Consider the following 25,227-nt stretch of genomic DNA (forward strand, 5'->3'; position numbering starts at 1 on the left):
AGCTTAGAGGTTGGCTGAGTTCACCCGTCGCGCGCGGAACATCTTCACGTCGTCCTTGATGCCCTTGAGGCGCCGAGCCCCGGCGAACGACCACGCGAACCGCTCGTCGTCACCGATGGCCTCGCGCGTCGACTCCGCCACCAGGATCGCCCCCGGCCGCGCCGCGCCGGTCACCCGGCTAGCGAGATTGACCGGGCTGCCGAACCAGTCTCCGGCGCGGCTGACCGCCAGGCCCGTCGCCGCCCCGGTGCGCAGTCGCGGGAAGTCCTCGATGGCCTCGGTGGCGTCGACGAGGTCGAGCAAAGCCCCGAGCATGGCGACCGGATCGGTGCTGACCAGCATGACCTCGTCCCCGATGCTCTTGACGTAGCGCACCGGCGGTGTGGCCACCTCGTGGGCCAGGTCGGTCAGCCGATGCGCGAGCTTCTCCAGGTCTTCGGGCGGGACCACCTCGCCGAGCTTCGTGAACCCGACGAGATCGGCGAACGCGATCGTCACCTCGCGGGCGCCGGGAAGCGACAGTCCTTCGGCCCGCTCGGTGGCGGTGATCGCCTCGGTCTCCATCTGGTGCAGCAGCTGACCCCTGAGCAGGTCGGTGATCAACGGGCCAAGCAGCGGTGCGACGGAGCTCATCAACTGCTCGGAACCCTTCGCGATCTCGAGTTCGGTCGTCCCGCCTTCCATGATCGTGGCCAGCGCCGTGGAGCGCATCACCTCGGTCGCCCGGATCAGTCCCTCGCTGAGCACCTGCACGACGAGCACGATCTGGTCGGCCGTGATGCCGAACTCCATGAATTTCCGCGCATAGCCGGCCGCCTCGCCGTCGGTCCGCAGATAGACGGCGGCGTCGGGATCGTCCACCCGTGGCAGCCCGCTGGCACGTTGAATTCGTTCGAGCAGCTCCAGGTCGAGACCGGCCTGCTCGCTGATCTGCCGCGCCGACAGGAAGGTGCCGTCCTCGCCGAAGAAGCGCCGCGACGCCAGCAGCATCGGCTGGGTCGCATCGCGGATCTCGGCCACGGTGAATCCGCGTTCCAGCAGCCAGGGAATGAGTTCGGCCCGTTGCGCCCGTGCCTCGCCCTCTAGGCCGTCGAGCAGGCCGGAAGCCTCGACGTCGAACGCCTCTCCGTCGAACTCTGCCGTCACCGGGTCAAGGTATCCGAATCGTCTGGAATCATTCCCACCGATGACCGAACCGATGCGTGAGGGACTACCACCCGTCGTCGGCGCCGACGCGCGCGTGCTGATCCTCGGCTCATTCCCCAGCGAGCGGTCGCTGGTCGCCGGCGAGTACTACGCCAACCGGCGCAACCAGTTCTGGCCGCTTCTCGGCGAGGTATTCGGGTTCGACGCCGACGGGTCCTACACGCAGCGCATCGCCGCGGTGCAGGAGCACCGGGTGGCGTTGTGGGACGTCGTGCACAGCTGTCGCAGGCAAGGCAGCATGGACAACAAGATCGACCGGAAGACCCTGGTGATCAACGACTTCGGAGTCCTGCTCGCCGAGCATCCCACGGTCGAGCGGGTTTTCGTGAACGGGTTGACGGCGTTCGAGTTGTTCGAGCGGCACGTCGAGACCGGGCTGCCCGCGGTGCGGCTTCCGTCGAGCAGCGGGGCGCTGCCGATGCCGTTTGCGGACAAGCTCGCCCGGTGGCGCGAAGTCATCTGACGGCAAGTTCCCAGCGCACGAGAGGTTCGACGCTCGGATTTCGTGGGTAAACCGGATGGCATGACCAGATTCGTCAGAAACGTGCTGGGCATCGGCCTGGCAGTCGTCGTCTCGCTCGGCTTGGCCGGTGTCACGGGGGCGGGCACCGCCCAGGCGTTCTCTCGACCCGGACTGCCGGTCGAGTACCTCGACGTTCCATCGGCGGCGATGGGACGAAACGTCCGCATCGAGTTCCAAGGTGGCGGCTCGAAGGCCGTCTACCTGCTCGACGGGCTACGCGCGCAGGACGACTTCAACGGCTGGGACATCAACACCCCTGCCTTCGAATGGCTATACCAGTCCGGCCTGTCGACGGTGATGCCCGTCGGCGGCATGTCCAGCTTCTTCGCCGACTGGTATCAGCCGGCGGTCGGAAACGGGACCGTGCAGACCTACAAGTGGGAGACGTTCCTGACCCAGGAGTTACCCGCCTGGCTCGCCGAACACAAAGGGATCTCGCAGCGCGGCAACGCGGCGGTCGGCGTGTCCATGAGCGGGTCGACCGCCCTGAACTTCGTGACCTACCACCCCGACCGGTTCTCCTACGCCGGATCGCTGTCCGGATTCCTGAACCTGTCGGACGGGTTCTGGCCACCGCTGGTGGGGCTCGCGATGAATGACGCGGGCGGCTTCAAGGCCGATGCCATGTGGGGCCCGCCGGGCGACCCGGCGTGGGCACGCAACGACCCAACGGTGAACGTCGCCAAGCTGGTGGCAACCGGCGCCCGCATCTTTGTGTACTGCGGAAACGGCACGCCGAGCGATCTGCCGGGCGCCGTGGCCGGCATCCCCCAGCAGTTCCTGGAGGGCTTCACGCTGGGCTCCAATACGAACTTCCAGAACGCGTACGTCGCGGCCGGCGGCACGAACGCGACGTTCAACTTCCCGCCGGACGGCACCCACTCCTGGCCGTATTGGGGTCAGCAACTGCAACAGATGATTCCCGACATCCAGCACACTCTCGGCGCCAGGTAGGCCGCGCTCGCGGCCCGCCACCCACAGCAAAGTATAAAAGTATGACAACAAGCGGCCTATGCTCATACGAGCGTCGGCAAAATATATTGTGGCGAACCTGGCAAGAGCGTTTATGCTGACCGCATGTCCATCGCCGTTCACGTCGATCAGCCCGTCACCGGCAAGGCTGGACGGGCTCAGGTTTACGCGGGTGCCATCGACATCACGTCGCCCACGCCGGCGTCTCTCGCGTTCGCGACGTTCGCTCGGGAGATGACCGAGGAGGCGTTCGGCGGGCACGATCCGGAACTGGCGCAGTACGAGCTGTCGGTCGATGACTACGCGACCGTCCTCGGTGCGCTCAAGCCCCGCTTCATCCACCACCCCGAATCGAAGCGCCTCCTACGGCAACTCCTCGTCGAACGTGGCTGCGATCCTGCGTCGACGTACTTCGACGTGCCCCGGCTGCGCACCTCGACGAGCGACGGCTACCTCACCACCGGCATCGCATACGCGTGGCACCCGCACCGCGACACGTGGTACTCGGCGCCGCTGGCGCAGCTCAATCACTGGATGCCGGTGTACGAGGTCAGCGCGGACAACGCGATGGCGTTTCATCCCGAGTACTTCGACCGCGCCGTCGCCAACGACTCGGCCGTCTACAACTACTACGAGTGGAACGCCAAGCACCGGTCCGCCGCGACGGCCAACGTCGGCAAGGAGACCCGGCCCCTGCCCGGTCCGACCGAGCCGGTCGACCTGTCCTCATCCACCGTCTTCGTCACGCCGGTCGGCGCCATGCTGCAGTTCTCGGGACACCAACTGCACTCCAGCGTTCCGAACACCAGTGGGCGAACCCGCTTCTCGATCGACTTCAGGACCGTCGACGTCGACGACATCCGGGCCGGTGCGGGCGCGCGCAACGTCGACAGCTTCTGCACCGGCTCGTCGATTCGCGACTTCATCTGCGTCGCCGATCTGTCGCCCATGCCCGACGACGTCGTCGCCCTGTTCAACGACGGGACCGAGACGACGGGCGACCTGGTGTACGTGCCACCGACTCAGGCCGAGCCGGCGCGGGTCTGACGCCCGTCAGCAGTCCGGCGGCCTGCGCTGGGCCCACGGCCGGGCCGACTCCAGCTGTGCGCCGAGCGACAGCAGCGTCGCCTCGTCGAACGGTCTACCCACCAACTGAATCGACGTCGGAATGCCGTCACCGTCCAGGCCCCACGGGACCACCGCGGCGGGTTGTCCCGTCACGTTGAACATGGCGCCGAACGGCACCCGCGACGCCACCAGCGTCAAGGTCGAGAGCGCGCCGCGACGCTGGTAGGCGCCGACCTTCGACGGACCCGTCGCCGTGCCCGGCGTGATCACCACGTCGACGTCGTCGAAGATCGCCTGCACCCGCGCCGAAATCTCGGCCTCCGCCACCCGCATGGCGTCCAGCCGCCGGTCGGACACCAGTCGGCCAATTCGGGCGAACGTGCGGGTGCGACGCTCGAGGCGCTGCTGGTGCGGGAGCGCGCGGACGTCGTCGTACACGCCGCGGAAGTACCGTGGAATCGCGTTGCCGAACACCGCGCCCGGCGGATAGTCCGGATCACGCTCGACGACGTCGTGTCCGAGTTCGCGTAGCAGCGCACCCGCCTCCGCGACCGCGGCCTGCTGCGCCTTGCCGACCCGCGTCAGGGGCAGTGGAGCCTTGGTGCTCAACGCGATTCGTAGCCGGCCCGGGTCGCGCCCTGCCGCTGCGGCGAAGCCACCCTCGGGCACATCGTCGGCCGTGACGTCGAGGAAGACCGCGGCATCCTCGACGGTGCGCGCGATGGGCCCCATGACCTCCAGTCCGCACCACGCTCCGTTGTGCGGTGCGATGGGCACGCGATCGCGCTGCGGCTTGATCCCGAACAGCCCGTTCCACGTCGACGGGATGCGGATCGAACCCATGCCGTCGGAGCCGAGCGCCATGGCGGCCAGGCCCGCACCCATGGCGGCCCCGCTGCCGCCGCTGCTGCCTCCCGGCGCGTAGTCGGTGTGCCACGGATTGCGGGTCGCACCGAACGTCATCGTCTCGGTGAACGGCCAGATCATCATCTCGGGCACCGCGGTCTTGCCCAGGATCACCGCCCCGGCCGCGCGCAGTCGGCGCACCACCTCGGAATCCTCGGTGCGGGCCGGGCCGTGCGCGCTGGTGCCGTAGGTGGTCACCTCGCCTGCCACGTCCGAGTCGTCCTTGATGGCGATGGGCACGCCCAGCAACGGCAACCGCTCCCCCGCGTCGAGCCTGGCCTGCGCCGCGATGGCGGCCTGCCGGGCCGAGTCCGCGAGAACGATGCGGTACGAACGCAATTCGGGGTCGATGCGGGCGATGCGCTCGAGGTAGACGTCGAGCAACTCGGGCGCGGTGATGGTGCCCGCCGCCAGCAGCCGGGCCTGTTCGGCGGCGCCAGCGAAGGCGAGTTCGCGAGGGTCCATGCTCGTCATTGTGCGCTTAGCCGTGACGCAGGACGTACTCCCCCGGCGTGCATCCCAGCATCGACCGGAAGTCGTTGATGAAGTGCGCCTGGTCGTACCAGCCCAGCCGTACGGCGAGCTCGGCGCAGTCGAGCGTCGGATCGGTCTCGAGCTCCAACGCGGCCTGTTGCAACCGGTACCGGCACAGCACCCACTTGACGGGGACGCCCACGTAGCGCTTGAAGACGCGTTGCGTGGTGCGCGTGCTCCACGGCGAGAGCTCCATGACCTGCTCGACGCGGTGCAGACCGTCGTCGTCGCGGATGCGGTCCAGGAGGACGGTGAGCGCCCCATACGTCGAATCCACGGGACGTTCGGTCGCGATCGCCGCGTCCAAGTCCGCCGCGGCAACCTCTCGGTCGTCCTCGAGAACCAATGGCGCACCGAACAACTCGTCGTCCACCGGGACCGCACGGCCCGTGTACGAGGCGGCGTCGCGATCGAAGCGGGCCGCGAAGCCGCCAGGCCGAAAGCGCGCTCCCACCACGGCGCCCCGTTCGGTCAGCGTCGTGGTGAACACCTGCTCGACGACACCCTGGATCAGGTTGGTGGGCAACCGATATCCGTGCCGGGGCGAGTCGGTGCCCCACTCGTGGGTGACGTGCATGGCGGGAAACGTGATGACCATGCTGTCGAACGGGTCGCGCCCGCGCAGGTCCCAACTCACCGACCAGAAGTGCTCGACCCACGTTGCGGCGTCATCCGACGGGGGCCATCGCGTCAGGTCGAACACGTTCGTGGTGCCGGCACGCCCCACCACTCCGAGTTGAGGTTCGTCGGGTGGCGCGTTTTTCCAAGCGTCCACAACGCAAACCCTACGAAACTGGGCGACATGACCGTCAAGCCCATTCCGAACGGCTACACCAGCCTCACCCCATTCCTCGTCGTCGACGGCGCCGCCAAGGCCATCGAGTTCTACTGCGCCGTCTTCGGCGCCGAGCTGATCGAGAAGATGGACGGCTCCGACGGTTCGATCGCGCACGCGGAGCTCGACTTCGGCAACGGACGACTTCAGCTGTCCGATTCGAACTCCGACTACGGGCTCGAGCCGCCGGAACGCAAGGAGTCCGTCACGCATTCGATCGTGCTGTACTGCCACGACGTCGACGAGGTCGTGGCCAGGGCGGAGGCAGCGGGCGCCACCATCCGGGAGCCGCTGACGACGTTCGTGACCGGCGACCGGTTCGCGTCGATCGTCGACCCGTTCGGTCAGCGCTGGGCCGTGATGACCCGTGTCGAAGAGGTCGATGCCGCAGAGCGCGACCGCCGCCTGGCCGAGTGGGCCAAGGAGAACGTCTGAGCCAAGCGCTACGGTGGCGACATGTCATGCGTGTTCTGCGCCATCGTCAACGGTGACGCGCCCGCGGTGCGCGTCTACGAGGACGACGACTACCTCGCCATCCTCGACGTGCGGCCCATCGTGCGTGGCCACACCCTGGTCATGCCGAAGAAGCACACCGTCGACCTGACCGACACCCCGCCTTCTACGCTGGCCGACATGACGCGCATCGCGCAGCGCATCGGGCAGGCGGCCCGGGCCTCGGAGTTGAAGGCCGACGGCAACAACATCGCCATCAACGATGGCAAGGCTGCCTTCCAGAGCGTGTTCCACATCCACCTGCACGTCGCGCCACGACATTCCGGCGACAAGTTGTCGTTCGCCAAGGGGCTCGTCGTGCGGCGCGACCCAGACCGGGAAGCGACGGGACGCATCCTGCGTGACGCGCTGGCCAAACTCGACGCGGTGAAGGAGTAAGACCATGGGCAACGAATTCATGCCGCCGTGGGAGCGCTATGTCGGACTCCCACTGCTGAAGCTGCACGACCAGATCTACAAGCGGACCAACGGCCGGATCGGACACAAGATCCCTGGCACGGCGCCGATTCTGCTGCTGCACACGGTCGGCGCAAAGACCGGCGCCCAGCGGACGAACTCGTTGAGCTACGCGAAGGACGGCGACTCCTACCTGGTGGTCGCGTCCAAGGGCGGTGATCCCAAGGCGCCCGGCTGGTACTTCAACGCGAAGGCCAACCCGAACGTCGAGATCAACGTCGGTCCGAAGCGCTTTCCCGTCACCGCGAAGATCGTCGGGGCCGACGACCCCGACTACGCGCGGCAGTGGAAGCTGGTGAACGACAACAACAACCACGTCTACGAGGGCTATCAGACGCGCACCACGCGACCCATTCCGATCATCGCGTTGACGCCTTAGAGAAGCTCCTTGGCGAGCAACTCCAACGTCCGCTCGCGCCCCGGCGCGGTGCGGGGGTCGACGCCGCGGTAGGCCGACGCCACGGGGCTCACCATGACTTCGTCGACGCCGAACTGTTCGGCCAGTTCGCGTACCTGCGCGGCGGCCTCGGTGGGAGTGCCCACGATGGCGCGGGACAGCCCGGCGTCGACGATCGCCTGCTGCTGGCGCGTCAACTGATTCGCCTGCGCGTCCTCCACGAGGTCGAGCGGGCGCAGCGGTTGGCCGGTGCGTAGCCACGCCATCATGTGCAGGTTCGGCAGCATCAACGCCTCGGCCTCCTCGCGGGTGGGCGCCACAGCGGCGTTGACGGTCATGAACGTGGTGGGCTCGGCCGCCAGGTCGCTCGGCCGGAATTCGGCCCGGTACGCGGCGAGCGCCTCCTCGGTGCCCTGGCCGGAGAAGTGGTGGGCAAAGACGTACGGCAGCCCCTTTGCGGCGGCCAGGTGCGCGGAGTACATCGACGAACCGAGCAGCCACAGCGGTGGCTCGCTGGCCGCCGCGGGCGTCGCCTTCAGCACGTAGTCCTGGTCCAACAGACTGCGGCCCTGGATGGACACCGACACGCCCTTGGCGCTCATCAACGCGGCGACGTCGTCGAGGTACTGCGGGAACTGCTCGATGTCGGCGTCGGAGCGGCCCGCAGGCCCGCGCAGCGCGATCGACGTCACCGGGTCGCTACCCGGTGCGCGTCCGAGGCCGAGGTCGATGCGGCCAGGCGCCGCCGCCTCGAGCAGCGCGAACTGCTCGGCGACCGCGAGCGGCGCGTGGTTGGGCAGCATGACACCGCCGGACCCGAGCCTGATATGCGTGGTCAGCCCGGCCAGGTAGCCGATGAGCACGGGCGGGCTGGTGGCCGCGACAGCGGGCATGTTGTGGTGTTCGGCCAGCCAGTAGCGGGTGTAGCCCAGCGCGTCGGCGGTTTGCGCCAGCCGCACGGTGGCGGCCAGCGCGTCCGACGTGGTCTGGTCGCTGCGGACGGGAACGAGATCGAGTACCGAGAGGCGCACGATTCAAGTCAACGCCATCGCGCCCTGATCCGTTCCCCCAGCGACTTCGGCGCGGTTTCACCCGCTCACCGTCCGTCAGCGCGCCGAAATCGTACGTTTGGCGGCGGCGAAGACGTCGTCGAGCATCGCCGGGGTCAACCGGCCGGTGAACGTGTTCTGCTGGCTGGGGTGATAGCAGCCGATCAGCGTGACGTCACCGAGCCGTGCCGACGCGAGGTGGCCGAACTTCGGCATCGGCGACGGCACGACGCCACCACCGGCGCGCACCATGTCGAGCGCGGCCCGCCACGCGAACCCGCCGAGCGCGACGATCACCTTCACGTGCGGTCGGATCAGCCGCCACTCGGCGTCGAGCCACGGCGCACACGTCGACCGCTCCTCGGGCAACGGCTTGTTGTCGGGCGGCGCGCACCGTACCGCCGCGACCACCCGAGTGTCGTTGAGTACCAACCCATCTGCCGCGTCGATGCTCAGCGCCGCATTCGCGAGCCCGGCTCGGTGCAGCGCCGCGAACAGCACGTCGCCGGAGCGGTCACCGGTGAACACGCGGCCCGTCCGGTTGGCCCCGTGTGCAGCGGGCGCCAGCCCGAGGATCAGCAGTGCCGGCGCGGGCGCGCCGAAGCCCGGCACCGGTCTGCCCCAATAGGGTTCGGCGGCATATGACCGACGCTTCTCCCCCGCGACGTCTTCGCGCCACGTCACCAGCCGCGGACACGCCCGGCACACGCTGACCGCGGCATCGAGCGACTCGACCGACGACGCACGACTGGCCGCCGACCGCACCCGCGCGGGCGTCGTCGCGACGACGGTGTCCTGGGCCGCCGGATCCCCCGGCCAACCCGTGCCCGCGGGCACCGGAGAACCGAAGCTCGCGCCGGATCGCGGATGCGGCAATGTCACGCCACCACTGTGCCCGCTGCCGAAAACCGGTCGCGGGGCGGGCGGCCGCGCTGCTACATTCGCCGCGATACCTCATGAGCACCAAGAAGTACGGCCCCGTCCTGCTCATTCTGTTCGCCGCCCTGATGGCAGGCGCAGGCAACGGCATCTCGCTGATTGCCTTCCCGTGGTTGGTGTTGCAGCGCAACGGGTCCGCGTTGGACGCGTCGATCGTCGCGATGGCGGGCACACTGCCGCTGTTGGTGGCCACGCTGATCGCGGGTGCGGCGGTCGACTACCTTGGCCGCAAACGGGTGTCGATGATCTCCGACGCCCTGTCCGCGCTGTCGGTGATCGCGGTGCCGGTGATCGCGCTGTCCTTCGGGGTCGACGCGGTCAACGTGACGGTGCTCGCGGCGCTCGCCGCGCTCGGAGCGTTCTTCGACCCCGCCGGAATGACGGCGCGCGAAACGATGCTCCCGGAAGCCGCGCAGCGGGCGGGCTGGACGCTGGATCACGCGAACAGCGTCTACGAGGCCACGTTCAACCTCAGCTACATCGTCGGGCCGGGCATCGGCGGCCTGCTGATCACCACGCTCGGTGGCATCAACACGATGTGGGTGACGGCCGGCGCCTTCGGCCTGTCCATCGTGGCGATCTCGACACTGCGGCTCGAGGGCGCGGGCAAACCGAACCTCGACGCCGTGCCGTCCAACGTGTGGGCCGGCGTTCGCGAGGGGTTGTCGTTCGTCTGGCGTTCGAAGGTGCTGCGGGTGCTGGCGTTCGTCGACCTGGCCGCGACGGGGCTCTACATGCCGATGGAGGCCGTCCTATTCCCCAAGTACTTCACCGACCGCAACGAGCCGGCGCAGCTGGGCTGGGTGCTGATGGCGCTGTCCGTCGGCGGACTGGTCGGCGCGCTGGGCTACGCCGTGATGTCGAAGTTCGTGAAGCGCCGTACGACGATGTTGATCGCGCTGCTGACGCTCGGAGTCGCCATGACGGTCATCGCGTTCCTGCCGCCGCTGCCCGTCATCCTGGTGCTGAGCGCGATCGTGGGCTTCGTCTACGGGCCGATCGCGCCGATCTACAACTACGTGATGCAGACCCGGGCGCCCGCCCATCTGCGCGGCCGGGTCGTGGGCGTCATGGGCTCGCTCGCGTATGCGGCCGGGCCACTGGGGCTCATCGTCGCAGGCCCCTTGGCCGATTCGGCCGGACTCACGACGACGTTCCTCGCGTTGTCGCTACCGATGGTGCTGCTCGGATTGGGCGCACTGTTCATGCCGTCGTTGCGCGAGCTGGACCGCGATCCCCAGCCCGCCACCTAGCGTTCAGCCGCGTGCCCGCGGCGCGTCGAACAGCTTCCCGAGGCGGCGAACGGCGCGGGGATCGCCCTCGATCGTCAGGGCACCCGCGGTCACCAGCTCGCCGACGCGTGCGGGGTCCATGGCCGCGGCCAGCGCCTCTGCCGCTCCGGTGAGCGTGACTTCGGCAGGCGCCTCGTCGTCGACGGTGTCGACGGCATCGGGCCCGATGAGCACCGTCGCGCCACCTTCCGGGGTGACGAGCCTGACGGTGACCGGTGGGCCGCTGCGGTCGACGCGGACATAGGCGCGCACAGCCCGCGTCAGCCATTCGGGACGGACGACGTCACCGACCTCACGGGTTTCGATGAGGTGCCTGCCCCACCGCGCAAAGGCGTTGATGACGTCCTCCAGCGCCCGCCCGTCGTCGGTGAGTTCGTAGACGGCGGCCGCCGCCGGCTTGGGCAACGTGCGCTTGCGCACCAGCCCGTGCGCCTCCAGATCGCGCAAGCGTCCGGCGAGCATGTCCGTGGCGATCGGCGCGAGCGCGGCCAGCAGGTCGCCATAGCGCTGCGGGCCCTCGAGCAGTTCGCGCACGACGAGCAGCGTCCAGCGGTCACCGACGACATCGAGGCTCTTCGCCAGTGCGCAGTATTGGCCGTACGAGCGGGCTGCCATGCCGCCACTCTACACTTTGATTGGTTTTTCCAACTTACTACTTGTTTTTTCCAAGCATAGTGATCTAGCGTGGCTCCTATGGCATCACTCACCCACCTGGCCGACGCGGTTGCGGCCGAGGCGCTGACCTTCGCCGACCTGCTGGACCGCCTCGACGCCACCGATCGCACCGCACCGACGCCGTGCGCGGCCTGGACCATCGACGACCTTGCCGCTCACGTCGCGTCAGGCGCCTTTCGCGACGCCGAGTCATTTCACCGGGCCCGACTCGGAACCTCCAGTGCACCAGCCGAATTGGCGTTCTCGGGCGACGCCGCCTCGGCGATCCGGCTGAGCATCGAACACCTGAGGGCGGCGCTCGACCGTCCGCCTGCGAGCTGGCCGACGATCCCGATGGCGTTCGGCCCCTACCCCGTCGACGCCGCGCTCCAGTGCCTCGTCATCGAATTCGGCACGCACCGAAACGATCTCGAGGTGGCCATAGGCGATCCCACTCCGTTCTCCCGCGCCACACTCGACGCGCTGCTGGGCTTCGGCGAGCTCTACCTCTTGCTGCAGGCTGCCCCACTGGAGGCGGCCCCCATGACGCTCACCCTCGACGCGCCGTCGTCGACGATGTCGATCACCTGGGACGGGCGGAGGTGGGCCAGGGGCGCTGTCGACGGCACGCCCCGGTGCGTCGTCACGGGATCCGACGACGCGCTCGCGCGGCTGATGCTCCGCCGGCTGGACGTCACCGACCCCCAGTTGTCCGTCGACGATCCCACCCACCTGGCCCCCGTCCTCGCGACGGCCATCCGACCCCTGTAAGAACGAAAGGCTCACCATGACAACCACTCTGGTCGATATCGACGTCAGCCCGACACTCGAGCACCTCCTCGACATCCGCATCGAGTTCGAACCGGTGCAGATCTTCGCCACCCCCGTCGGCACCCGGATGACCTACGTCGTCAAGCACGGCCGTTGTGAGGGCCCACGCATCGCAGGTGACATCGTGCCCGGCGGCGGCGACTGGATCCTCGTCGGCACCGACCGTGTCGCCCGCCTCGACGTGCGAGCGACGTTGCGCACCGACGACGGCGCACTCATACACATCAGCAACACGGGCCGCGTGCTGATGGACCAAGACGCCTCCGCCAGGTTCGCCGCCGGTGAGCTGATCCGGCACGACGAGATGGTGGCTCGCTCCAGTCCGCTGTTCGACACCGACGACGAGCGCTATCGATGGCTCAACGCCGTCCACACCGTCGCGATCAACCAGGTCTCGCTGACCGAGGTGCACTACCGCGTCTTCGCGGTCCGATGAGCGCGCCCCGCTCGCTACCCGAGCTCTACGAGCGCTACGTCGCGGCCTGGGCCGCACACGATCCCGACGCGATCGTGGCGCTGCACGCACCGGAGACGACGTTCTGGCTGCACCACGGCCAACCGGCGGTCGAGGGGTCCGGCGCCGTGCGGGATGCGTTCGCCGCGATGTTCGCGGCCCTGCCGGACTTCGGATTCGTCATCCACCGCACCGAATTCGGCCCCCACCACTGGGTGCTGGACTGGACGCTGACGAGCAGGCTGCCGACCGGCGAACCCGCGCAATGGGACTGCATCGACCTCGTCACGGTCACCGACGACTGGCGCGTCGCCCGCAAGGACACCTTCCTCGATGGCGTGCAGTTCGAACGGGCGCTCGCGGGCTGAAGCCTACGATCGAGCGATGCAGTCCGCGTTGGCAGACCTGATCGCCGAGCTTCCCGACGGCACCGTCGTCACCGATCCCGACATCCTGGCCTCGTACCGTCAGGACCGCGCCGCGGACCCGAGTGCGGGCACGCCGCTGGCCGTCGTACGGCCGGTCCGCACCGAGGAGGTGCAAACGGTGATGCGGTGGGCGACCGCCCACCACGTCGCCGTCGTCCCGCGCGGTGCGGGCAGCGGCCTGTCCGGCGGCGCCACGGCGCTGGACGGTGGCATCGTGCTCTCGACCGAGCGCATGCGCAACATCACCGTCGACCCGGTCACCCGCACCGCCGTCACCCAACCAGGCCTGTTCAACGCCGAGGTCAAGAAGGCCGTCGCCGCTTACGGGCTCTGGTATCCGCCGGACCCTTCGTCGTTCGAGATATGCAGCATCGGCGGCAACGTCGCCACCAACGCGGGTGGGCTGTGCTGCGTCAAGTACGGCGTCACCACGGACTACGTGCTGGGCCTGCAGGTGGTGCTGGCCGACGGCACCGCGGTACGGCTCGGGGGCCCGAGGCTGAAAGACGTTGCGGGACTGAGTCTGACAAAGCTGTTCGTCGGCAGCGAGGGCACGCTCGGCATCGTCACCGAGGTGACGCTGAAGCTGCTGCCCGCACAGCACCGGGGCTGCACCGTCGTCGCGTCGTTCGCCTCGGTGGCGGCGGCCGCCGAGGCGGTCGTGACGATCACCGGCAAGATCCGGCCGTCGATGCTGGAGTTCATGGACGCCGTCGCCATCAACGCCGTCGAGGACAAACTGAAGATGGGCCTCGATCGCACGGCCGCTGCCATGATGGTCGCCGCGTCCGACGACCGCGGTGCCGCAGGCGCGGAGGACGCGGCGTACATGGCGCGGGTGTTCACCGAACACGGTGCGACGGAAGTGTTCTCGACCGACGATCCGGAGGAGGGTGAGGCGTTCGTGGCCGCGCGCCGGTTCGCGATCCCCGCGGTGGAGGCCAAGGGTGCGTTGTTGCTCGAGGACGTCGGCGTGCCGTTGCCTGCGCTGGCGGACCTGGTGTCCGGCGTCGAGAAGATCGCCGCGCAGCACGACCTGCTGATCTCGGTGATCGCCCACGCAGGCGACGGCAACACCCACCCGCTGATCGTGTACGACCCCGCTGATGCGGCGATGACGCAGCGCGCCCAGCTCGCCTTCGGGGAGATCATGGACCTGGCCGTCGGGCTCGGCGGCACCATCACCGGCGAGCACGGCGTCGGGCGGCTGAAGCGGCCGTGGCTGGCGGGCTACCTCGGCCCCGAGGCGATGGAGCTCAACCAACGGATCAAGGCCGCGCTCGACCCGGACGGCATTCTCAACCCCGGGGCCGCGATCTAGACCACTGGCGCGAGCGCGCGCAAACTCGGGCTTTGCCTCGGCGTGTCGGCCGCAGACACGCGCGCTCGCGGAGGGGTGGCGAGGGGTGCTCAGGTCGGGTTGGCGGCCAGCTGCCAGTCGGCGGCCGCGCGCTGTTGATTCCAGAACTCGTCGAAACGACCACCAGCGGCTCGCAATTCGTCGATCGTGCCGTCCTCGACGACGCGGCCGTCGTCGACGAACAACACCCGGTCGGCGTGCCTGATGCTGGCCAAACGGTGAGCGACGATCACGCGCGTGCGCGGCCGCAGATCGGCGGTCAGCGCGTCGACCACGGCCGCCTCGTTCTCGTTGTCCAACGCGCTCGTCGCCTCATCGACAAGAAGCACGGGTGCGGGCTTCAGCAGGGCGCGCGCGATGCTCACCCGCTGACGTTCGCCGCCCGACAGGACCGCACCAGCCTCGCCGACTCCGGTCTGGTCGCCGTCGGGCAGCCGGGCGGTGAGTTCGTTGACGCGGGCCAGCCGCATCGCACCGGCGACGGTCTCGGCATCGGCCGACGGCCAGCCGACCAGGACGTTGTCGCGCAACGAGCCGTCGAACAGATACGGATGCTGGAACACCACGCTCACCGCGGCTCGCCGGGCGTCGGGATCCAGCGTCGCGAGGTCGACGCCGTCGAACAGCACCCTGCCCCGGGTCGGTTGGTGGAGTCCAGCGATCAGCGCGAGGATCGTGCTCTTCCCCGAGCCCGACGGCCCGACGATGGCCGTTGTGGTGCCGGGCTCCAACGCGAAACTCAGTCCGTCGAGCAGCTTCTCGTCGCAGTAGCCGAATCCGACGTCGTCGAACTCGACGCGGGGCGGGGCGTTCGCGTCGGTTGGTGAGGCGTCGCCCGCGGCCAGCACGGGGGCGTCCAGCACTGCCTGAATCCTGCCCAACGTGGCCCGGGTGGATTCCAGGGCAGGCGCCAACTCGCTCAGCGCGGTGAACGGCTCGAGGTAGCGGGCGATGACGACGATCAAGGCGATCGCTTCGGGGACGCCCAACGTGCCGCGCACCGTGAGCAGTGTCGCCATGCCCGCGAACAGGATCAGCGCCAGCTGGCTGGCGAGGCTGAAGAGCAACTGCCCGGGAATCTGCATCGCAAGCAACCGCAGACTCGCGCCGTGCTGGGCGTCGAGCGCGCTGCCCACCAGGCTGCGAGCCGGCTCGACGCGCCGGGCGGCCCGCAATGCCTGTTGAGTGCGGGCGAATTCGATGATGCGCTCGGTGAACGCGGAGTTGGTCGCGTCCGCGACCGCGTCGGCGGTGCGGGTGAGCCTGCCCGCGGTCCACAGCGCGCCGAGCAGTACCACCACGCCGGCAAGGGCCGCCAGCCCCAGTGCCGGCGCCACCCACACCAGCGCCACCGCGATGGCCGCGGGCAGTAGTACGGCACCGATCAGCGGTGTCAGCAGGTTGACGACGAGGCCGACGAGTTCGGGCCCGGTGGCGGCGACGGCCTGTCGCGCGGTGGCGGTGTGCTCGTGATCCAGCCAGTCCAGTCGGATGTTCGGGAGTCGGTCGGCCACGTCGTGCTGGGTGTTGTCGAGCACGGCGAACCCGAGCTCGAAACCCATTCTCGCCGTGGTGGTGTCGATTACCCAGCCGACCACCGTGGCCGCGGTCAACCAGCCCAACCATGCCCACGCGCGTTCCGGTGTGTCGCCGAATAGCGCCGCCACTAGCGGGACCAGCAGCACGGCGGCCGCGGCGCGAAGCAGTACCGAGCCGATCGTCAGCACGGTGTATGCGCCGACCTTGCCGCGCCGGTCGGCTGGGATGAGCGCGAGCAGGGTGCGGATCATCGACGGGCCTCCTGCGCCGTGCCTGCGGTGACGGGCCGTGCTGAGTCCCACAGCGTGCGGTAGCGCCCGCCCGCTGCGAGAAGCTCGTCGTGGGTCCCGGTCTCGGCGATCACCCCGTCGTCGAGCACGACGATCTGATCGGCGTGGGTGACGGTGTGCAGCCGGTGCGCGATCACGAGGACGGTGCGATCCCGGGTGAGCCGGTTGAGTGCTTGCTGGACAAGGTATTCCGACTCCGGATCGGCGAATGCGGTGGCCTCGTCGAGTATCAGCACCGGCGTGTCGGCCAGGATTGCGCGGGCGATGGTGAGCCGCTGCCGCTCGCCGCCCGACAGCCCGGAGCCTGCGCCGAGCACGGTGTCGTAGCCGTCGGGCATGCGCTGGATGCGATCGTGGATCTGCGCTTCGCGGGCCGCCGCGTGCACCCTCGCGACGTCGGCGTCGGGGTCGGCAAGGGCGACGTTCTCGGCGACGGTGCCGTGCACCAGCTGGGTGTCCTGAAGGACGAACCCCACGTGGCGGTACAGCTCGTCGGCGGTCAATGTCCGAATGTCCTTGCCCCCGATGCGGATTGCACCGTGTTGGACGTCGTGGAAACGTGCCAGCAGGGCGGCCAGCGTGGACTTGCCCGAGCCCGAGGGGCCGACGAGCGCGGTCACGGTGCCCGGCCGCAGCGTCAACGTCACGTCCTTGATCACCGGCACTTCGGGGCGGTAGCCGAACGTCACTCGGTCGAAGACGACGTCGCCTTCGGACGTTTCGCCAGCGCCACCCTCGCGGACGTCGAGGTCTTGCTCGTCGAGCGCGGACTGCACCCGGCGCGCGGCGAGCATTCCGGCTTGGATGCCACCAAGGCCGTATCCGATGCCGAGCAGCCGGGCCCCGAAGGTGGTGCCCAGCAACAGGAATGGGAGCAAGTCCACCGGATCCATCAGGCCCGCAACGATCAACGGCGTGCCGACCACCACGATGAGCCACAGGAACGTGGCGGGCCGGGTGACCAGATCCATCAGGGTCTTCTTGCCGATGAACGGCCGCTGCCAGGACACCAGGAACGCGAGGTAGTCGTCGAGCCTGCGCCGGAAGCTCGACGCCGCCGCGCCGCCGAACACGCGGACCACCGGCTGACCCTCCAGGTATGCGCCCGCCTCGCCGCTCATCCGCTCGGCCCAGCGTGGGGCCTGAGCGATGCGTGTCCCGGACTGGATCGTCATGACCGACATCAGGACTAGATAGACGAGCACCGGGCCGAACAACACCAGTGCGATGCGCCAGTCGACGACGAACAGGTAGACGAGCACCGCCACCGGGGCGACGACCGCGGCGACGGCGTCGGGGATCGCGTGGGTGACCAGGTAGTGCAGGGCCAACGTGTCGTCCTGCACCAGCTGTTTGATCGACCCCGACCCACGCGCGGTGAACCAGCCGAGCGGCAGCCGGGACAGCTTGGTCAGCAGCTTGCCGCGGAGCTCACGGGCGAAGCGGGCGTCGATCCAGTGCAGCCACAGCGTGAGCGCGGCCGCCAACGTGGTTCCGGTGCCGAGCAGCGCCACCGCGGCGATGCCCAGCGTCCACAACCGGGCCGCGTCAGCGCCCGCCAGCAACAGCCTGGCGAGCTCGACGAGCAGCACGAACGGCGCCAGCTGGATCAAGGTAATCAGGCCCTGAAGGACACCGGAGACGATCAACGGCGTCTTCAGCGGGGCGAGCAGTCGGCCCGCGGCCTGCGCACGCCAAGTACCGGGGGCGGCTTCCGGCGGAGCCGCGGCGGGCGCGTCCGGTTTGGCCTCCTCGTCACCGCGCTTGGTACCCATCGCGCGGCCTTCGGTCCAGTAGGCCTGCGCGTGGAGCTCCTGCTTGGGGAAGCCGAACTCGTCACGCAGTCGGGTGCGGAGGTGCTTGAGCGCGCCGGCCTCGGGCCCCGCCCAGGCGTGCCAGTTCGACCAGTCGCGGGACTCGATGGCCGAGGCGAGAGACGTCGCGTCCCGCCGAACCACCCGGTGCACGACGAGCCGCGGGTGTTCGGCGAGTGGGATGAGCAAGTCGTCGTCATGGCGCTGCTCGAGGTAGCCCTCGATGGGGATGTCGTGCGGGACCGCGCCGATGATGCCGTTGATGGCGGGGGTAGACGCCGCGTCGCCGATCAGGAGGTAGCCGGCGGGCCGGTCGACGGGGTCGTCGGGGACGCTGAAGCCCTTCGACCCCATCGACATCACCGAGATCGTCGCCCCGGCTTCGACGTTGCGCGCCCATGCCGACGCCGGTCCCGACGGCTCATGCAGGACGACGTCGACCGCGAAATGGCCAGTGTCGGTGTCGGACTCGGTGATGGTGTACGCCCGTTGGAACTCGGTGTCGGAGCCGTCGGGGTCGGGGAACCAGAAGCGCAGCCACGACGTCGGTTCGGCCAGCGAGTCCTCGAACACCGTCGGCGACACCATGCGGATGCGCCGGAAGTGTGGGGCCAGCCACTCGGTCCCGAGCACCGTCGCTTCGTGGTCACGCGCGCCGAAGCCACGCATCATGGCGCCCTGGAATCCGCGGGCCATCAGCGCTCCCCTTTCGCGTCGTCACAGGTTGCGGCGACGCCATCGATCGACTGAGCTAAGGCTAGCCTTAGCTGGCTTCCACGTGGGGCCTCGGTGGTTGACATGAGACGGTCCGTGTCGTATTCATAAGACATGACAGCTACTTTGTCTCACGAGACTCCGGCGCGATTTCAGCTGGCCACTGCCGCGACCTGGCCGGACCCGTGGCCGATGTACCGGGCGCTGCGCGACCACGACCCCGTCCACCACGTCGTGCCCGAGGACAAGCCCGACCACGACTACTACGTGCTGTCCCGGCACGCCGACATCTTCACCGCCGCCCGCGACCACGAGACGTTCTCCTCCGCACAGGGGCTGACGGTCAACTACGGCGAACTCGAGCTCATCGGGCTGGCCGACAACCCGCCGATGGTCATGCAGGACCCGCCGGTGCACACCGAGTTCCGCAGGCTGGTCTCGCGCGGGTTCACGCCGCGTCAGGTGGAGGCCGTCGAGCCGAAGGTCCGCGAGTACGTCGTCGAGCGCATCGAGGGGTTGCGCTCCAACGGCGGTGGCGACATCGTGGCCGAGTTGTTCAAGCCGCTGCCGTCGATGGTGGTGGCGCACTACCTCGGCGTACCCGAGGAGGACCGCAGCCAATTCGACGGGTGGACCGAGGCGATCGTCGCCGCCAACACCGCCGAGGGTGGCATCGGCGGGGCGCTCGAGACACTCGGTGACGCGCTCGGCGGAATGATGGCGTACTTCACCGCGCTGATTGAGCGCCGCCGCGTCGAACCCGAGGACGACACCGTGTCCCATCTGGTGGCCGCGGGCGTCGGCGCCGACGGCGACATCGCGGGCGTGCTGTCGATCCTGGCGTTCACGTTCACGATGGTCACCGGCGGGAACGACACCACCACCGGCATGCTCGGCGGGTCGGTCCAGCTGCTGCACCAGCGGCCAGACCAACGCAAGCTGCTGGCTCAGCACCCCGAATTGATCGGTGACTCCGTCGACGAGTTCCTGCGGCTCACCTCCCCCGTACAGATGTTGGGCCGCACCGTGACCCGAGATGTGACGGTCGGCGACGTCACCATCCCCGAGGGCCGTCGCGTGATGTTCCTCTACGGCTCGGGCAACCGCGACGAACGCCAGTATGGCGACGACGCAGGCGAACTCAACGTGACGCGCGCGCCGCGCAACATCCTGACATTCAGCCACGGCGCCCACCACTGCCTGGGTGCGGCCGCCGCGCGCATGCAGTCGCGGGTGGCGTTGGAGGAACTCATGGCCCGCATCCCCGACTTCGAGGTCGACGAGGACGGGATCGTATGGGCCGGAGGAAGTTACGTGCGGCGCCCGCTGTCGGTGCCGTTCACGGTGAACTGATGGCGGGAGACTGGCTGGCGGCCAACCGCGGCGACGTCGCAGCCGAGAAGATCCTCGACGCGGCGGAAGATCTGTTCGCCCGGCACGGCGCCGCGAGCGTCGGCATGAACGACATCGCGAAGGCCTCCGGATGTTCCCGCGCGACGCTGTACCGCTACTTCGAGAACCGCGATGCGCTGTACACCGCGTACGTGCACCGCGAGGCCCACCGGGTGTTCCGCGAGTTGGGCGAAACTCTCAGCGGCACAGCTGACCCCGGCGCGCAACTGGTAGAGGGCATCATCGCGGCGCTGCGCCAGGTCCGCGAAAGTCCGGCGCTGTCTTCGTGGTTCGCGCCGACACAGCGACCCATCGGCGGCGAGATGGCCGAACGCTCCGAGGTCATCAAGGCGCTGACCGAGGCGTACCTGCGCGCGCTCGGCGTGGATGACGTCGAGAAGCGCGCGCGCTGGATGGTGCGCGTGATCGTCTCGCTGCTAGTGTTCCCCGGCCGCGACGAATCCGACGAGCGAGCCATGCTGGAGGACTTCGTACTCCCGATGGTCCTGCCGCCACTGTCCGACCCGACGCGCTGACCCCTACTGCCGGGCCATCGCGACCCGGAACCGCTCCTCCGGGTCGATGTAGTGGTCGGCGTCCTTGGCGTCATCGCCGAGGTCGATCTGCACCCAGTTGACCTTGCCGTTGAACGTGCTGGTGTGGGCGGTGTAGTCCGGGCTGACGGTCGTGCCGGTCTCGCGGCCGATGTCCGTCGTCTCGTCGGCCGAGAAGACGACGCCCTGTGTCTGGTCGACACGGCCCGCCCCGACTTCCTTGCCATCGCAGTAGAGCGTGACGTTGCCGCCCTTGCCCATTCCGCCGCCGTCGTAGGCGAACTCCATGCGCACCTGCGTGGCGCCTATCGGAATCGGCGCGGTGGCATCGATCGCGAACGCCGTGATGCCCAGCACGTTGTAGTAGAACTTCGCCCGACCGTCCTTGGCGTACAGAGCCCAGCCGCCGAACCGGCCACCCTGGGCGATGATCACACCCTCGGCACCGGCGGCAGGCACCTCCAGGTCGGACGTGACGGCCCACGACTTATTCTTGATGTCGACCACACAGTTTTCCGACAGCCGACCCATGCCGCCGACGAGCAGCTGGGTGTTGCCCTTGATGAGGGTGGGCCGTCCGGCGATGTCGGGGATGAAGCGCTCGATCTGCCGGTCGTCGAGCGGAAGTACTTTGTACTTGACCGCCTCGATCAGCCAAAGCCGTTGCAGTTCGTGAAGTTTCTCCGGATTTTCCTTCGACAGGTCCTTGGACTGCGTCCAGTCCGAGGTGCCGTCATAGAGTTCCCAGACGTCGTCGTCGAACGCTGGCATGACCGCCCCGCTCATCTCCCAGGGGGTGCGGTGCTTGGTCACCGCGCTCCACCCCTTGTGGTAGATGCCTCTGTTGCAGAACATCTCGAAGTACTGCGTCTCGTGCCGCTCGGGAGCGTGCGCGTCGTTGAAGCTGTACCGCATGCTGGTGCCCTCGTACGGGCTCTGCAGGACACCGTTGACCAGTGTCGGCTCCGGAATGCCCGCTGCCTCCAGCACGGTGGGAGCCAGATCGATGACGTGTGTGAACTGGTTGCGGTGGCCACCCTTTTCGGTGATCCCGGCGGGCCACGACACGATGGTGCCGTTGCGGGTGCCGCCCCAGTGCGAGGCCACCTGCTTGGTCCATTGATACGGCGCGTCCATCGCCCATGCCCAGCCCACGGCGTAGTGGCCGTATGAACCCTCACCGCCGAACTCGTCGAGCTTGGACATCATAAACTCGGGCGTCTCGATCGCGGCCATGCCGTTGAAGTTGGCCATCTCGTTGAACGCACCCTGCAGTGTGCCTTCGGCCGATGCGCCGTTGTCGCCGATGATCAGGTACACCAGCGTGTTGTCCATAACGGGTTCCAGGGCATCCAACAGCCGTCCGACGTGATGGTCGGTGTGCTCCATGAACGCTGCGTAGACCTCCATCTCACGCTCCAGTACGGGCTTGAGCGCGGGATCCATGTCGTCCCAGGCCGGAATCTCCGCGTGGCGCGGCGTGAGCACGGCGTCGGCGGGGATGACGCCGAGTTCCTTCTGACGTTCGAAGGTGAGCTCGCGCTGCTTGTCCCAGCCATGGGCGAACTTGCCGTTGTACTTCTCGATCCACTCCGGGGGGACCTGGTGCGGAGCGTGGGTGGCTCCTGGCGCGAAGTACATGAAGAACGGCTTGTCACCCGTGAGTGCCTTCTGCTGGCGGGCCCAGCTGATCGCCTTGTCGGCCAGGTCTTCTGTCAGGTGATAGCCCTCGGCTGGCGTCTTCGGGGGCTCGATCGGGGTGGTGCCCTCGTACAGGGCCGGGTCCCATTGGTTGTTCTCCCCGCCGATGAAGCCGTAGAAGTACTCGAACCCGCCACCGCCCGTAGGCCATCCGGTGAACGGCCCGGCCGGGCTGGTCTGCCAGACCGGCACCTCGTGGCACTTGCCGAACTGCGCCGTGGAATAGCCGTTGAGCTTGAGCGTCAACGGAAGCGGCGCCTTGGTGTTCGGGAGCACCGAGGTGTAGCCCGGTGCAGCGGTAGCGCCCTCGGTGATGCACCCCATGCCGACCGAATGGTGATTGCGGCCAGTCAGCAGTGCCTGGCGGGTCGGCGAGCACAACGCCGTGGTGTGGAAGCGGTTGTACTTCAGCCCACCCGAGGCCAGCTTCTCGAAGTTCGGCGTCTGGCACGGCCCGCCGAACGCGCTACTGGCGCCGTACCCGACGTCGTCGATGAGGATGACGACGACGTTGGGCGCACCCTCGGGTGGACGCACGTCCCTGATCGGCGGGTAGCTCGTGTCGGGATCCTTCGCGTCATACGTCGTCAAGCCGACGTGCGCCACGTCCGGAATGGGAAGCATGTCGCGCCGAACCACCGGCGCTTGATCGGAAGAACTCATGACACGTCCGCTCGCCGAAGTAATCGCCACACCGGGCGATCTCGAACCACTCTGCTCGAGTCCGAGGGGCACAGCCTATGCGGAGGGTCGAGGCGCGGCGCGATTTTGACGGCCGTGTCGATCTCGACACGAAGCGTTCAACGGTCGGTCACGCGCTCCAGTACGCCTGGGCCTTCATGGCTTTGCGCGGGATGCTGTAGTCCTCGCGGAGCACCTTGGCGACGGACCGCGTGGTGCGATTGTCACAGGCCACCCAAGCGAAGTGGTCGGAGGCATCGAACGCGGCCGCGGCGACGGCCTCGACGAGCGCCTGGCCGTCGTTCTTGCGGTCGATCCAGACGAGCTCGGCCGAGGCGTTGCCGATCGGTACCTCGCGGTCGTCGTCGTGCGCGGCCTCGAGGAACACGCGGGCCGGCGTGTCGCCGATGGCGGTCAGCAGCGAGTTGATCGCGGGCACCGACGCGGTGTCGCCGACGATGACGTAGCCGGTGGGCGCGGGATCGGGCAGCGTGAAGTTGCTTCCCAGCACCGTCACCTCCAGGGTGTCGCCCGGCGCCGCCTGCTTGGCCCAGCGCGTCGCGAGCCCGTCGTGCATGGCGAAGTCGATGTCGACGGTGCCCTTGGCGGGATCGGGATTCACCAGCGTGTAGCCGCGCTGGTGCGACTTCGCCCCGTCGGGAAACCAGCCGCGCACCCACATCGTCGGATGGATCGGACGTTCGGCGAGCAGCGCCTCACCTCTGAAGTGCAGCCGCAGATAGTTCGGCGTGAGTTCGGTCCGCCCCGTCACGGTCAACTCGTAGTCGCCGCCCCGCCACAACTTCACGATGGCGCCGGAGAATCCACGCGACGGCTTCTGTTCGGTCATCTCTCACCTCATCACTCGATTAAAGTAAGGGTAGCCTAACTTTCTGTCGCGATGGGTACGCCGACCCTGCGGTGAGATCGCGTTCGGCGCCCAGATCGCGATCTGACCGCAGTCTCGGCGGATGGGAACGGCGCGGTTACGTCCGCACCCGGGTGAGACGGTGCAGCAGCCACGCGAGCGGGACCGTCACCACCATCGTCACGACGAACAGCCAGAACATCGACCCCGTGTAGATCGGCTGATGCAGCAGCTCCACCATCACCAACTCCATCGTGACCAGATGGATCAAGAAGATCTCGTAGGAGATCTCGCCAAGGAAGACCATCGGCCTGCTCGCCATCACCCGGACGTACCAACCACTGTGACTCAACGCCAGCGGCGCCACGGCCAAGGTCGCGATCACCGCGTAGAACGCAGCCTTGAACAAGCTCTCCCGCAGCTCCGACGGCGACGTCGTTGGCGCGCCGGCGATCGGGGTCGAAGCGATGAAGAAGCAGACCACTGCGAGCGGAATGCACACGGCCGCATACCCGCGCACGCCCAACACCTGCAGCACCGCCAACAGCATGCCGCCAACGAACCACGCGAGGTACGTCGGCAGCCACAGGCGCGCACCGTCGGGCAGGAAGTCGGTGGTGTGCACCAGCACCAGCCACGCCGGAGTGACGAGGACCAGCGCCGCCAACCCGGCGAGCAGAAGCCCTGGACGCCAACGCCTTCGGCACAACACGACCAGCAACAGCCACGCCATCAGCGGAAGAGCGACGTAGAACGCGGCCTCGACCGCAAGGCTCCACATCTGCGTAAGTCCTTGGTGCAGATACGAAAACAGATACTCGTCGGTGTAGATCTGCGTCAACGTGAGGTTGCGGAACAGCCCCATCCAGGTGTGGCCGGGATTGGGCCCCGCCATGCGGAAGTGGTACACCAGATACGCCACCAGCACGGTGACGACATAGGCCGGCATGATGCGTCGCACCCGGTGCCAGGCGTAGCGACGCACCGACGGCGCCGGTCGCTCCGTCGCCGCGGCCCGCACCCACGGCGCGAACAACAGGAAACCCGACAGCACGAAGAAGATCGGCACGCCAATCTCCATGCGGGAGTACATGAGTCCGACGTAGCCGTGGGTGTACTTGCCGGTGGTGTACGCCGCGTGCGTCAACACCACCAGGATCGCCGCGACGGCACGGATGCCGGTGAGCGCGTCGACCCGCCCGGCCGACGTCGACTCCAGTCCGCCTTGGACGTCGAGCCCCTTGGACAGCGACACGG

24 protein-coding genes are annotated in these 25,227 nt (G+C 68.2%); 13 read left to right on the plus strand and 11 right to left on the minus strand.

What is annotated here, in order from left to right:
• Positions 1 to 3 precede the first annotated feature (3 nt).
• The gene (locus SLQ33_RS27885) at positions 4 to 1,146 is read right to left on the minus strand and encodes an adenylate/guanylate cyclase domain-containing protein (protein ID WP_319457154.1); all 1,143 of its coding nucleotides are present in this window, start codon (positions 1,144 to 1,146) and stop codon (positions 4 to 6) included.
• A gap of 40 nt (positions 1,147 to 1,186) precedes the next feature.
• On the opposite strand from SLQ33_RS27885, the gene SLQ33_RS27890 reads away from it, so the two are divergent.
• The 3 genes from SLQ33_RS27890 (at position 1,187) to SLQ33_RS27900 (ending at position 3,748) form a co-directional block, all read left to right on the plus strand.
• On the plus strand, positions 1,187 to 1,669 hold the full coding sequence (locus SLQ33_RS27890; protein ID WP_319457155.1) for a DNA-deoxyinosine glycosylase: 483 nt from the start codon (positions 1,187 to 1,189) through the stop codon (positions 1,667 to 1,669).
• Between the two features lie 60 nt (positions 1,670 to 1,729).
• Positions 1,730 to 2,683, plus strand: a complete 954-nt coding sequence (locus tag SLQ33_RS27895) for an alpha/beta hydrolase family protein (RefSeq protein WP_319457156.1) — start codon at positions 1,730 to 1,732, stop codon at positions 2,681 to 2,683.
• A 123-nt stretch (positions 2,684 to 2,806) separates the two neighbouring features.
• Positions 2,807 to 3,748 (plus strand): hypothetical protein, encoded by a 942-nt coding sequence (locus tag SLQ33_RS27900; RefSeq protein WP_319457157.1) that lies wholly within the window; start codon positions 2,807 to 2,809, stop codon positions 3,746 to 3,748.
• Positions 3,749 to 3,754: 6 nt separating this feature from the next.
• On the opposite strand, the gene SLQ33_RS27905 is transcribed toward SLQ33_RS27900, so the two are convergent.
• Together SLQ33_RS27905 and SLQ33_RS27910 are read right to left on the minus strand one after the other, a co-directional pair.
• The gene (locus tag SLQ33_RS27905) at positions 3,755 to 5,140 is read right to left on the minus strand and encodes an amidase (protein ID WP_319457158.1); all 1,386 of its coding nucleotides are present in this window, start codon (positions 5,138 to 5,140) and stop codon (positions 3,755 to 3,757) included.
• Between the two features lie 16 nt (positions 5,141 to 5,156).
• The gene (locus tag SLQ33_RS27910; protein WP_319457159.1) at positions 5,157 to 5,984 is read right to left on the minus strand and encodes a helix-turn-helix domain-containing protein; all 828 of its coding nucleotides are present in this window, start codon (positions 5,982 to 5,984) and stop codon (positions 5,157 to 5,159) included.
• A gap of 27 nt (positions 5,985 to 6,011) precedes the next feature.
• Between SLQ33_RS27910 and SLQ33_RS27915 the strand changes: the two genes are divergently transcribed.
• Genes SLQ33_RS27915 through SLQ33_RS27925 form a run of 3 tightly spaced genes read left to right on the plus strand, consistent with a single transcriptional unit; the run spans position 6,012 to position 7,392 of the window.
• Positions 6,012 to 6,479, plus strand: a complete 468-nt coding sequence (locus SLQ33_RS27915; protein ID WP_319457160.1) for a VOC family protein — start codon at positions 6,012 to 6,014, stop codon at positions 6,477 to 6,479.
• A 21-nt stretch (positions 6,480 to 6,500) separates the two neighbouring features.
• Complete coding sequence (locus tag SLQ33_RS27920) at positions 6,501 to 6,935, plus strand: HIT family protein (protein ID WP_319457161.1); 435 nt, start codon at positions 6,501 to 6,503, stop codon at positions 6,933 to 6,935.
• A gap of 19 nt (positions 6,936 to 6,954) precedes the next feature.
• Positions 6,955 to 7,392: a nitroreductase family deazaflavin-dependent oxidoreductase gene (locus SLQ33_RS27925; protein WP_413467725.1), complete on the plus strand. Its 438-nt coding sequence runs from the start codon at positions 6,955 to 6,957 to the stop codon at positions 7,390 to 7,392.
• Here SLQ33_RS27925 and SLQ33_RS27930 read toward each other — a convergent pair.
• Positions 7,389 to 8,441 (minus strand): LLM class flavin-dependent oxidoreductase, encoded by a 1,053-nt coding sequence (locus SLQ33_RS27930; RefSeq protein ID WP_319457163.1) that lies wholly within the window; start codon positions 8,439 to 8,441, stop codon positions 7,389 to 7,391. The genes SLQ33_RS27925 and SLQ33_RS27930 overlap by 4 nt on opposite strands.
• A 75-nt stretch (positions 8,442 to 8,516) precedes the next feature.
• Positions 8,517 to 9,341, minus strand: coding sequence for a uracil-DNA glycosylase (locus tag SLQ33_RS27935; RefSeq protein ID WP_319457164.1), 825 nt, complete (start codon positions 9,339 to 9,341; stop codon positions 8,517 to 8,519).
• Positions 9,342 to 9,415: 74 nt separating this feature from the next.
• Here SLQ33_RS27935 and SLQ33_RS27940 point away from each other — a divergent pair, with 74 nt between their 5' ends.
• Positions 9,416 to 10,651 (plus strand): MFS transporter, encoded by a 1,236-nt coding sequence (locus SLQ33_RS27940; RefSeq protein ID WP_319457165.1) that lies wholly within the window; start codon positions 9,416 to 9,418, stop codon positions 10,649 to 10,651.
• A 3-nt stretch (positions 10,652 to 10,654) separates the two neighbouring features.
• Here the strand turns inward: SLQ33_RS27940 and SLQ33_RS27945 are convergent, their stop codons facing one another.
• Positions 10,655 to 11,305: a helix-turn-helix domain-containing protein gene (locus tag SLQ33_RS27945; RefSeq protein WP_319457166.1), complete on the minus strand. Its 651-nt coding sequence runs from the start codon at positions 11,303 to 11,305 to the stop codon at positions 10,655 to 10,657.
• Positions 11,306 to 11,383: 78 nt separating this feature from the next.
• Between SLQ33_RS27945 and SLQ33_RS27950 the strand changes: the two genes are divergently transcribed.
• Genes SLQ33_RS27950 through SLQ33_RS27965 form a run of 4 tightly spaced genes read left to right on the plus strand, consistent with a single transcriptional unit; the run spans position 11,384 to position 14,378 of the window.
• Positions 11,384 to 12,115 (plus strand): maleylpyruvate isomerase family mycothiol-dependent enzyme, encoded by a 732-nt coding sequence (locus SLQ33_RS27950; RefSeq protein ID WP_319457167.1) that lies wholly within the window; start codon positions 11,384 to 11,386, stop codon positions 12,113 to 12,115.
• Between the two features lie 16 nt (positions 12,116 to 12,131).
• Positions 12,132 to 12,611 carry a DUF3237 domain-containing protein gene (locus SLQ33_RS27955; RefSeq protein ID WP_319457168.1) on the plus strand — a complete coding sequence of 160 codons (480 nt, stop codon included), beginning with the start codon at positions 12,132 to 12,134 and terminating at the stop codon, positions 12,609 to 12,611.
• Positions 12,608 to 12,997, plus strand: coding sequence for a nuclear transport factor 2 family protein (locus tag SLQ33_RS27960; RefSeq protein WP_319457169.1), 390 nt, complete (start codon positions 12,608 to 12,610; stop codon positions 12,995 to 12,997). The genes SLQ33_RS27955 and SLQ33_RS27960 overlap by 4 nt, the downstream gene beginning before the upstream one ends.
• Before the next feature lie 16 nt (positions 12,998 to 13,013).
• On the plus strand, positions 13,014 to 14,378 hold the full coding sequence (locus SLQ33_RS27965) for an FAD-binding oxidoreductase (RefSeq protein WP_319457170.1): 1,365 nt from the start codon (positions 13,014 to 13,016) through the stop codon (positions 14,376 to 14,378).
• 89 nt (positions 14,379 to 14,467) lie between these two features.
• Here SLQ33_RS27965 and SLQ33_RS27970 read toward each other — a convergent pair whose 3' ends face one another.
• Positions 14,468 to 16,207: an ABC transporter ATP-binding protein gene (locus SLQ33_RS27970; RefSeq protein WP_319457171.1), complete on the minus strand. Its 1,740-nt coding sequence runs from the start codon at positions 16,205 to 16,207 to the stop codon at positions 14,468 to 14,470.
• Positions 16,204 to 18,756: an ABC transporter ATP-binding protein/permease gene (locus tag SLQ33_RS27975; protein ID WP_319457172.1), complete on the minus strand. Its 2,553-nt coding sequence runs from the start codon at positions 18,754 to 18,756 to the stop codon at positions 16,204 to 16,206. The genes SLQ33_RS27970 and SLQ33_RS27975 overlap by 4 nt, the downstream gene beginning before the upstream one ends.
• Before the next feature lie 132 nt (positions 18,757 to 18,888).
• Here SLQ33_RS27975 and SLQ33_RS27980 point away from each other — a divergent pair, with 132 nt between their 5' ends.
• Entirely contained in the window at positions 18,889 to 20,127 is a 1,239-nt protein-coding gene (locus SLQ33_RS27980) for a cytochrome P450 (RefSeq protein WP_319457173.1), read from the plus strand.
• Positions 20,127 to 20,702, plus strand: a complete 576-nt coding sequence (locus SLQ33_RS27985; protein WP_319457174.1) for a TetR/AcrR family transcriptional regulator — start codon at positions 20,127 to 20,129, stop codon at positions 20,700 to 20,702. The genes SLQ33_RS27980 and SLQ33_RS27985 overlap by 1 nt, the downstream gene beginning before the upstream one ends.
• A gap of 3 nt (positions 20,703 to 20,705) precedes the next feature.
• On the opposite strand, the gene SLQ33_RS27990 is transcribed toward SLQ33_RS27985, so the two are convergent.
• The 3 genes from SLQ33_RS27990 to SLQ33_RS28000 all read right to left on the minus strand — a co-directional run bounded on the left by SLQ33_RS27990 (position 20,706) and on the right by SLQ33_RS28000 (position 25,225).
• Positions 20,706 to 23,084: an arylsulfatase gene (locus SLQ33_RS27990; protein ID WP_319457175.1), complete on the minus strand. Its 2,379-nt coding sequence runs from the start codon at positions 23,082 to 23,084 to the stop codon at positions 20,706 to 20,708.
• A 148-nt stretch (positions 23,085 to 23,232) separates the two neighbouring features.
• Positions 23,233 to 23,952: a siderophore-interacting protein gene (locus SLQ33_RS27995; protein ID WP_319457176.1), complete on the minus strand. Its 720-nt coding sequence runs from the start codon at positions 23,950 to 23,952 to the stop codon at positions 23,233 to 23,235.
• Positions 23,953 to 24,088: 136 nt separating this feature from the next.
• Entirely contained in the window at positions 24,089 to 25,225 is a 1,137-nt protein-coding gene (locus SLQ33_RS28000) for an acyltransferase (RefSeq protein WP_319457177.1), read from the minus strand.
• Positions 25,226 to 25,227 lie beyond the last annotated feature (2 nt).

This window comes from Mycobacterium sp. RTGN6 (assembly GCF_033804605.1).
In the GTDB taxonomy this organism is placed as follows: Bacteria; Actinomycetota; Actinomycetes; order Mycobacteriales; family Mycobacteriaceae; genus Mycobacterium.

Bases quoted from the DNA above. Each gene is read 5' to 3' on its own strand.
- SLQ33_RS27895 (WP_319457156.1), top strand. From the start codon at position 1,730: ATGACCAGATTCGTCAGAAACGTGCTGGGCATCGGCCTGGCAGTCGTC.
- SLQ33_RS27925 (WP_413467725.1), top strand. From the start codon at position 6,955: ATGCCGCCGTGGGAGCGCTATGTCGGACTCCCACTGCTGAAGCTGCAC.
- SLQ33_RS27955 (WP_319457168.1), top strand. From the start codon at position 12,132: ATGACAACCACTCTGGTCGATATCGACGTCAGCCCGACACTCGAGCAC.
- SLQ33_RS27915 (WP_319457160.1), top strand. From the start codon at position 6,012: ATGACCGTCAAGCCCATTCCGAACGGCTACACCAGCCTCACCCCATTC.
- SLQ33_RS27965 (WP_319457170.1), top strand. From the start codon at position 13,014: ATGCAGTCCGCGTTGGCAGACCTGATCGCCGAGCTTCCCGACGGCACC.
- SLQ33_RS27990 (WP_319457175.1), bottom strand. From the start codon at position 23,084: ATGAGTTCTTCCGATCAAGCGCCGGTGGTTCGGCGCGACATGCTTCCC.
- SLQ33_RS27950 (WP_319457167.1), top strand. From the start codon at position 11,384: ATGGCATCACTCACCCACCTGGCCGACGCGGTTGCGGCCGAGGCGCTG.
- SLQ33_RS27975 (WP_319457172.1), bottom strand. From the start codon at position 18,756: ATGGCCCGCGGATTCCAGGGCGCCATGATGCGTGGCTTCGGCGCGCGT.
- SLQ33_RS27980 (WP_319457173.1), top strand. From the start codon at position 18,889: ATGACAGCTACTTTGTCTCACGAGACTCCGGCGCGATTTCAGCTGGCC.
- SLQ33_RS27995 (WP_319457176.1), bottom strand. From the start codon at position 23,952: ATGACCGAACAGAAGCCGTCGCGTGGATTCTCCGGCGCCATCGTGAAG.
- SLQ33_RS27905 (WP_319457158.1), bottom strand. From the start codon at position 5,140: ATGGACCCTCGCGAACTCGCCTTCGCTGGCGCCGCCGAACAGGCCCGG.
- SLQ33_RS27945 (WP_319457166.1), bottom strand. From the start codon at position 11,305: ATGGCAGCCCGCTCGTACGGCCAATACTGCGCACTGGCGAAGAGCCTC.
- SLQ33_RS27985 (WP_319457174.1), top strand. From the start codon at position 20,127: ATGGCGGGAGACTGGCTGGCGGCCAACCGCGGCGACGTCGCAGCCGAG.
- SLQ33_RS27890 (WP_319457155.1), top strand. From the start codon at position 1,187: ATGACCGAACCGATGCGTGAGGGACTACCACCCGTCGTCGGCGCCGAC.
- SLQ33_RS27960 (WP_319457169.1), top strand. From the start codon at position 12,608: ATGAGCGCGCCCCGCTCGCTACCCGAGCTCTACGAGCGCTACGTCGCG.
- SLQ33_RS27900 (WP_319457157.1), top strand. From the start codon at position 2,807: ATGTCCATCGCCGTTCACGTCGATCAGCCCGTCACCGGCAAGGCTGGA.
- SLQ33_RS27970 (WP_319457171.1), bottom strand. From the start codon at position 16,207: ATGATCCGCACCCTGCTCGCGCTCATCCCAGCCGACCGGCGCGGCAAG.
- SLQ33_RS27920 (WP_319457161.1), top strand. From the start codon at position 6,501: ATGTCATGCGTGTTCTGCGCCATCGTCAACGGTGACGCGCCCGCGGTG.
- SLQ33_RS27940 (WP_319457165.1), top strand. From the start codon at position 9,416: ATGAGCACCAAGAAGTACGGCCCCGTCCTGCTCATTCTGTTCGCCGCC.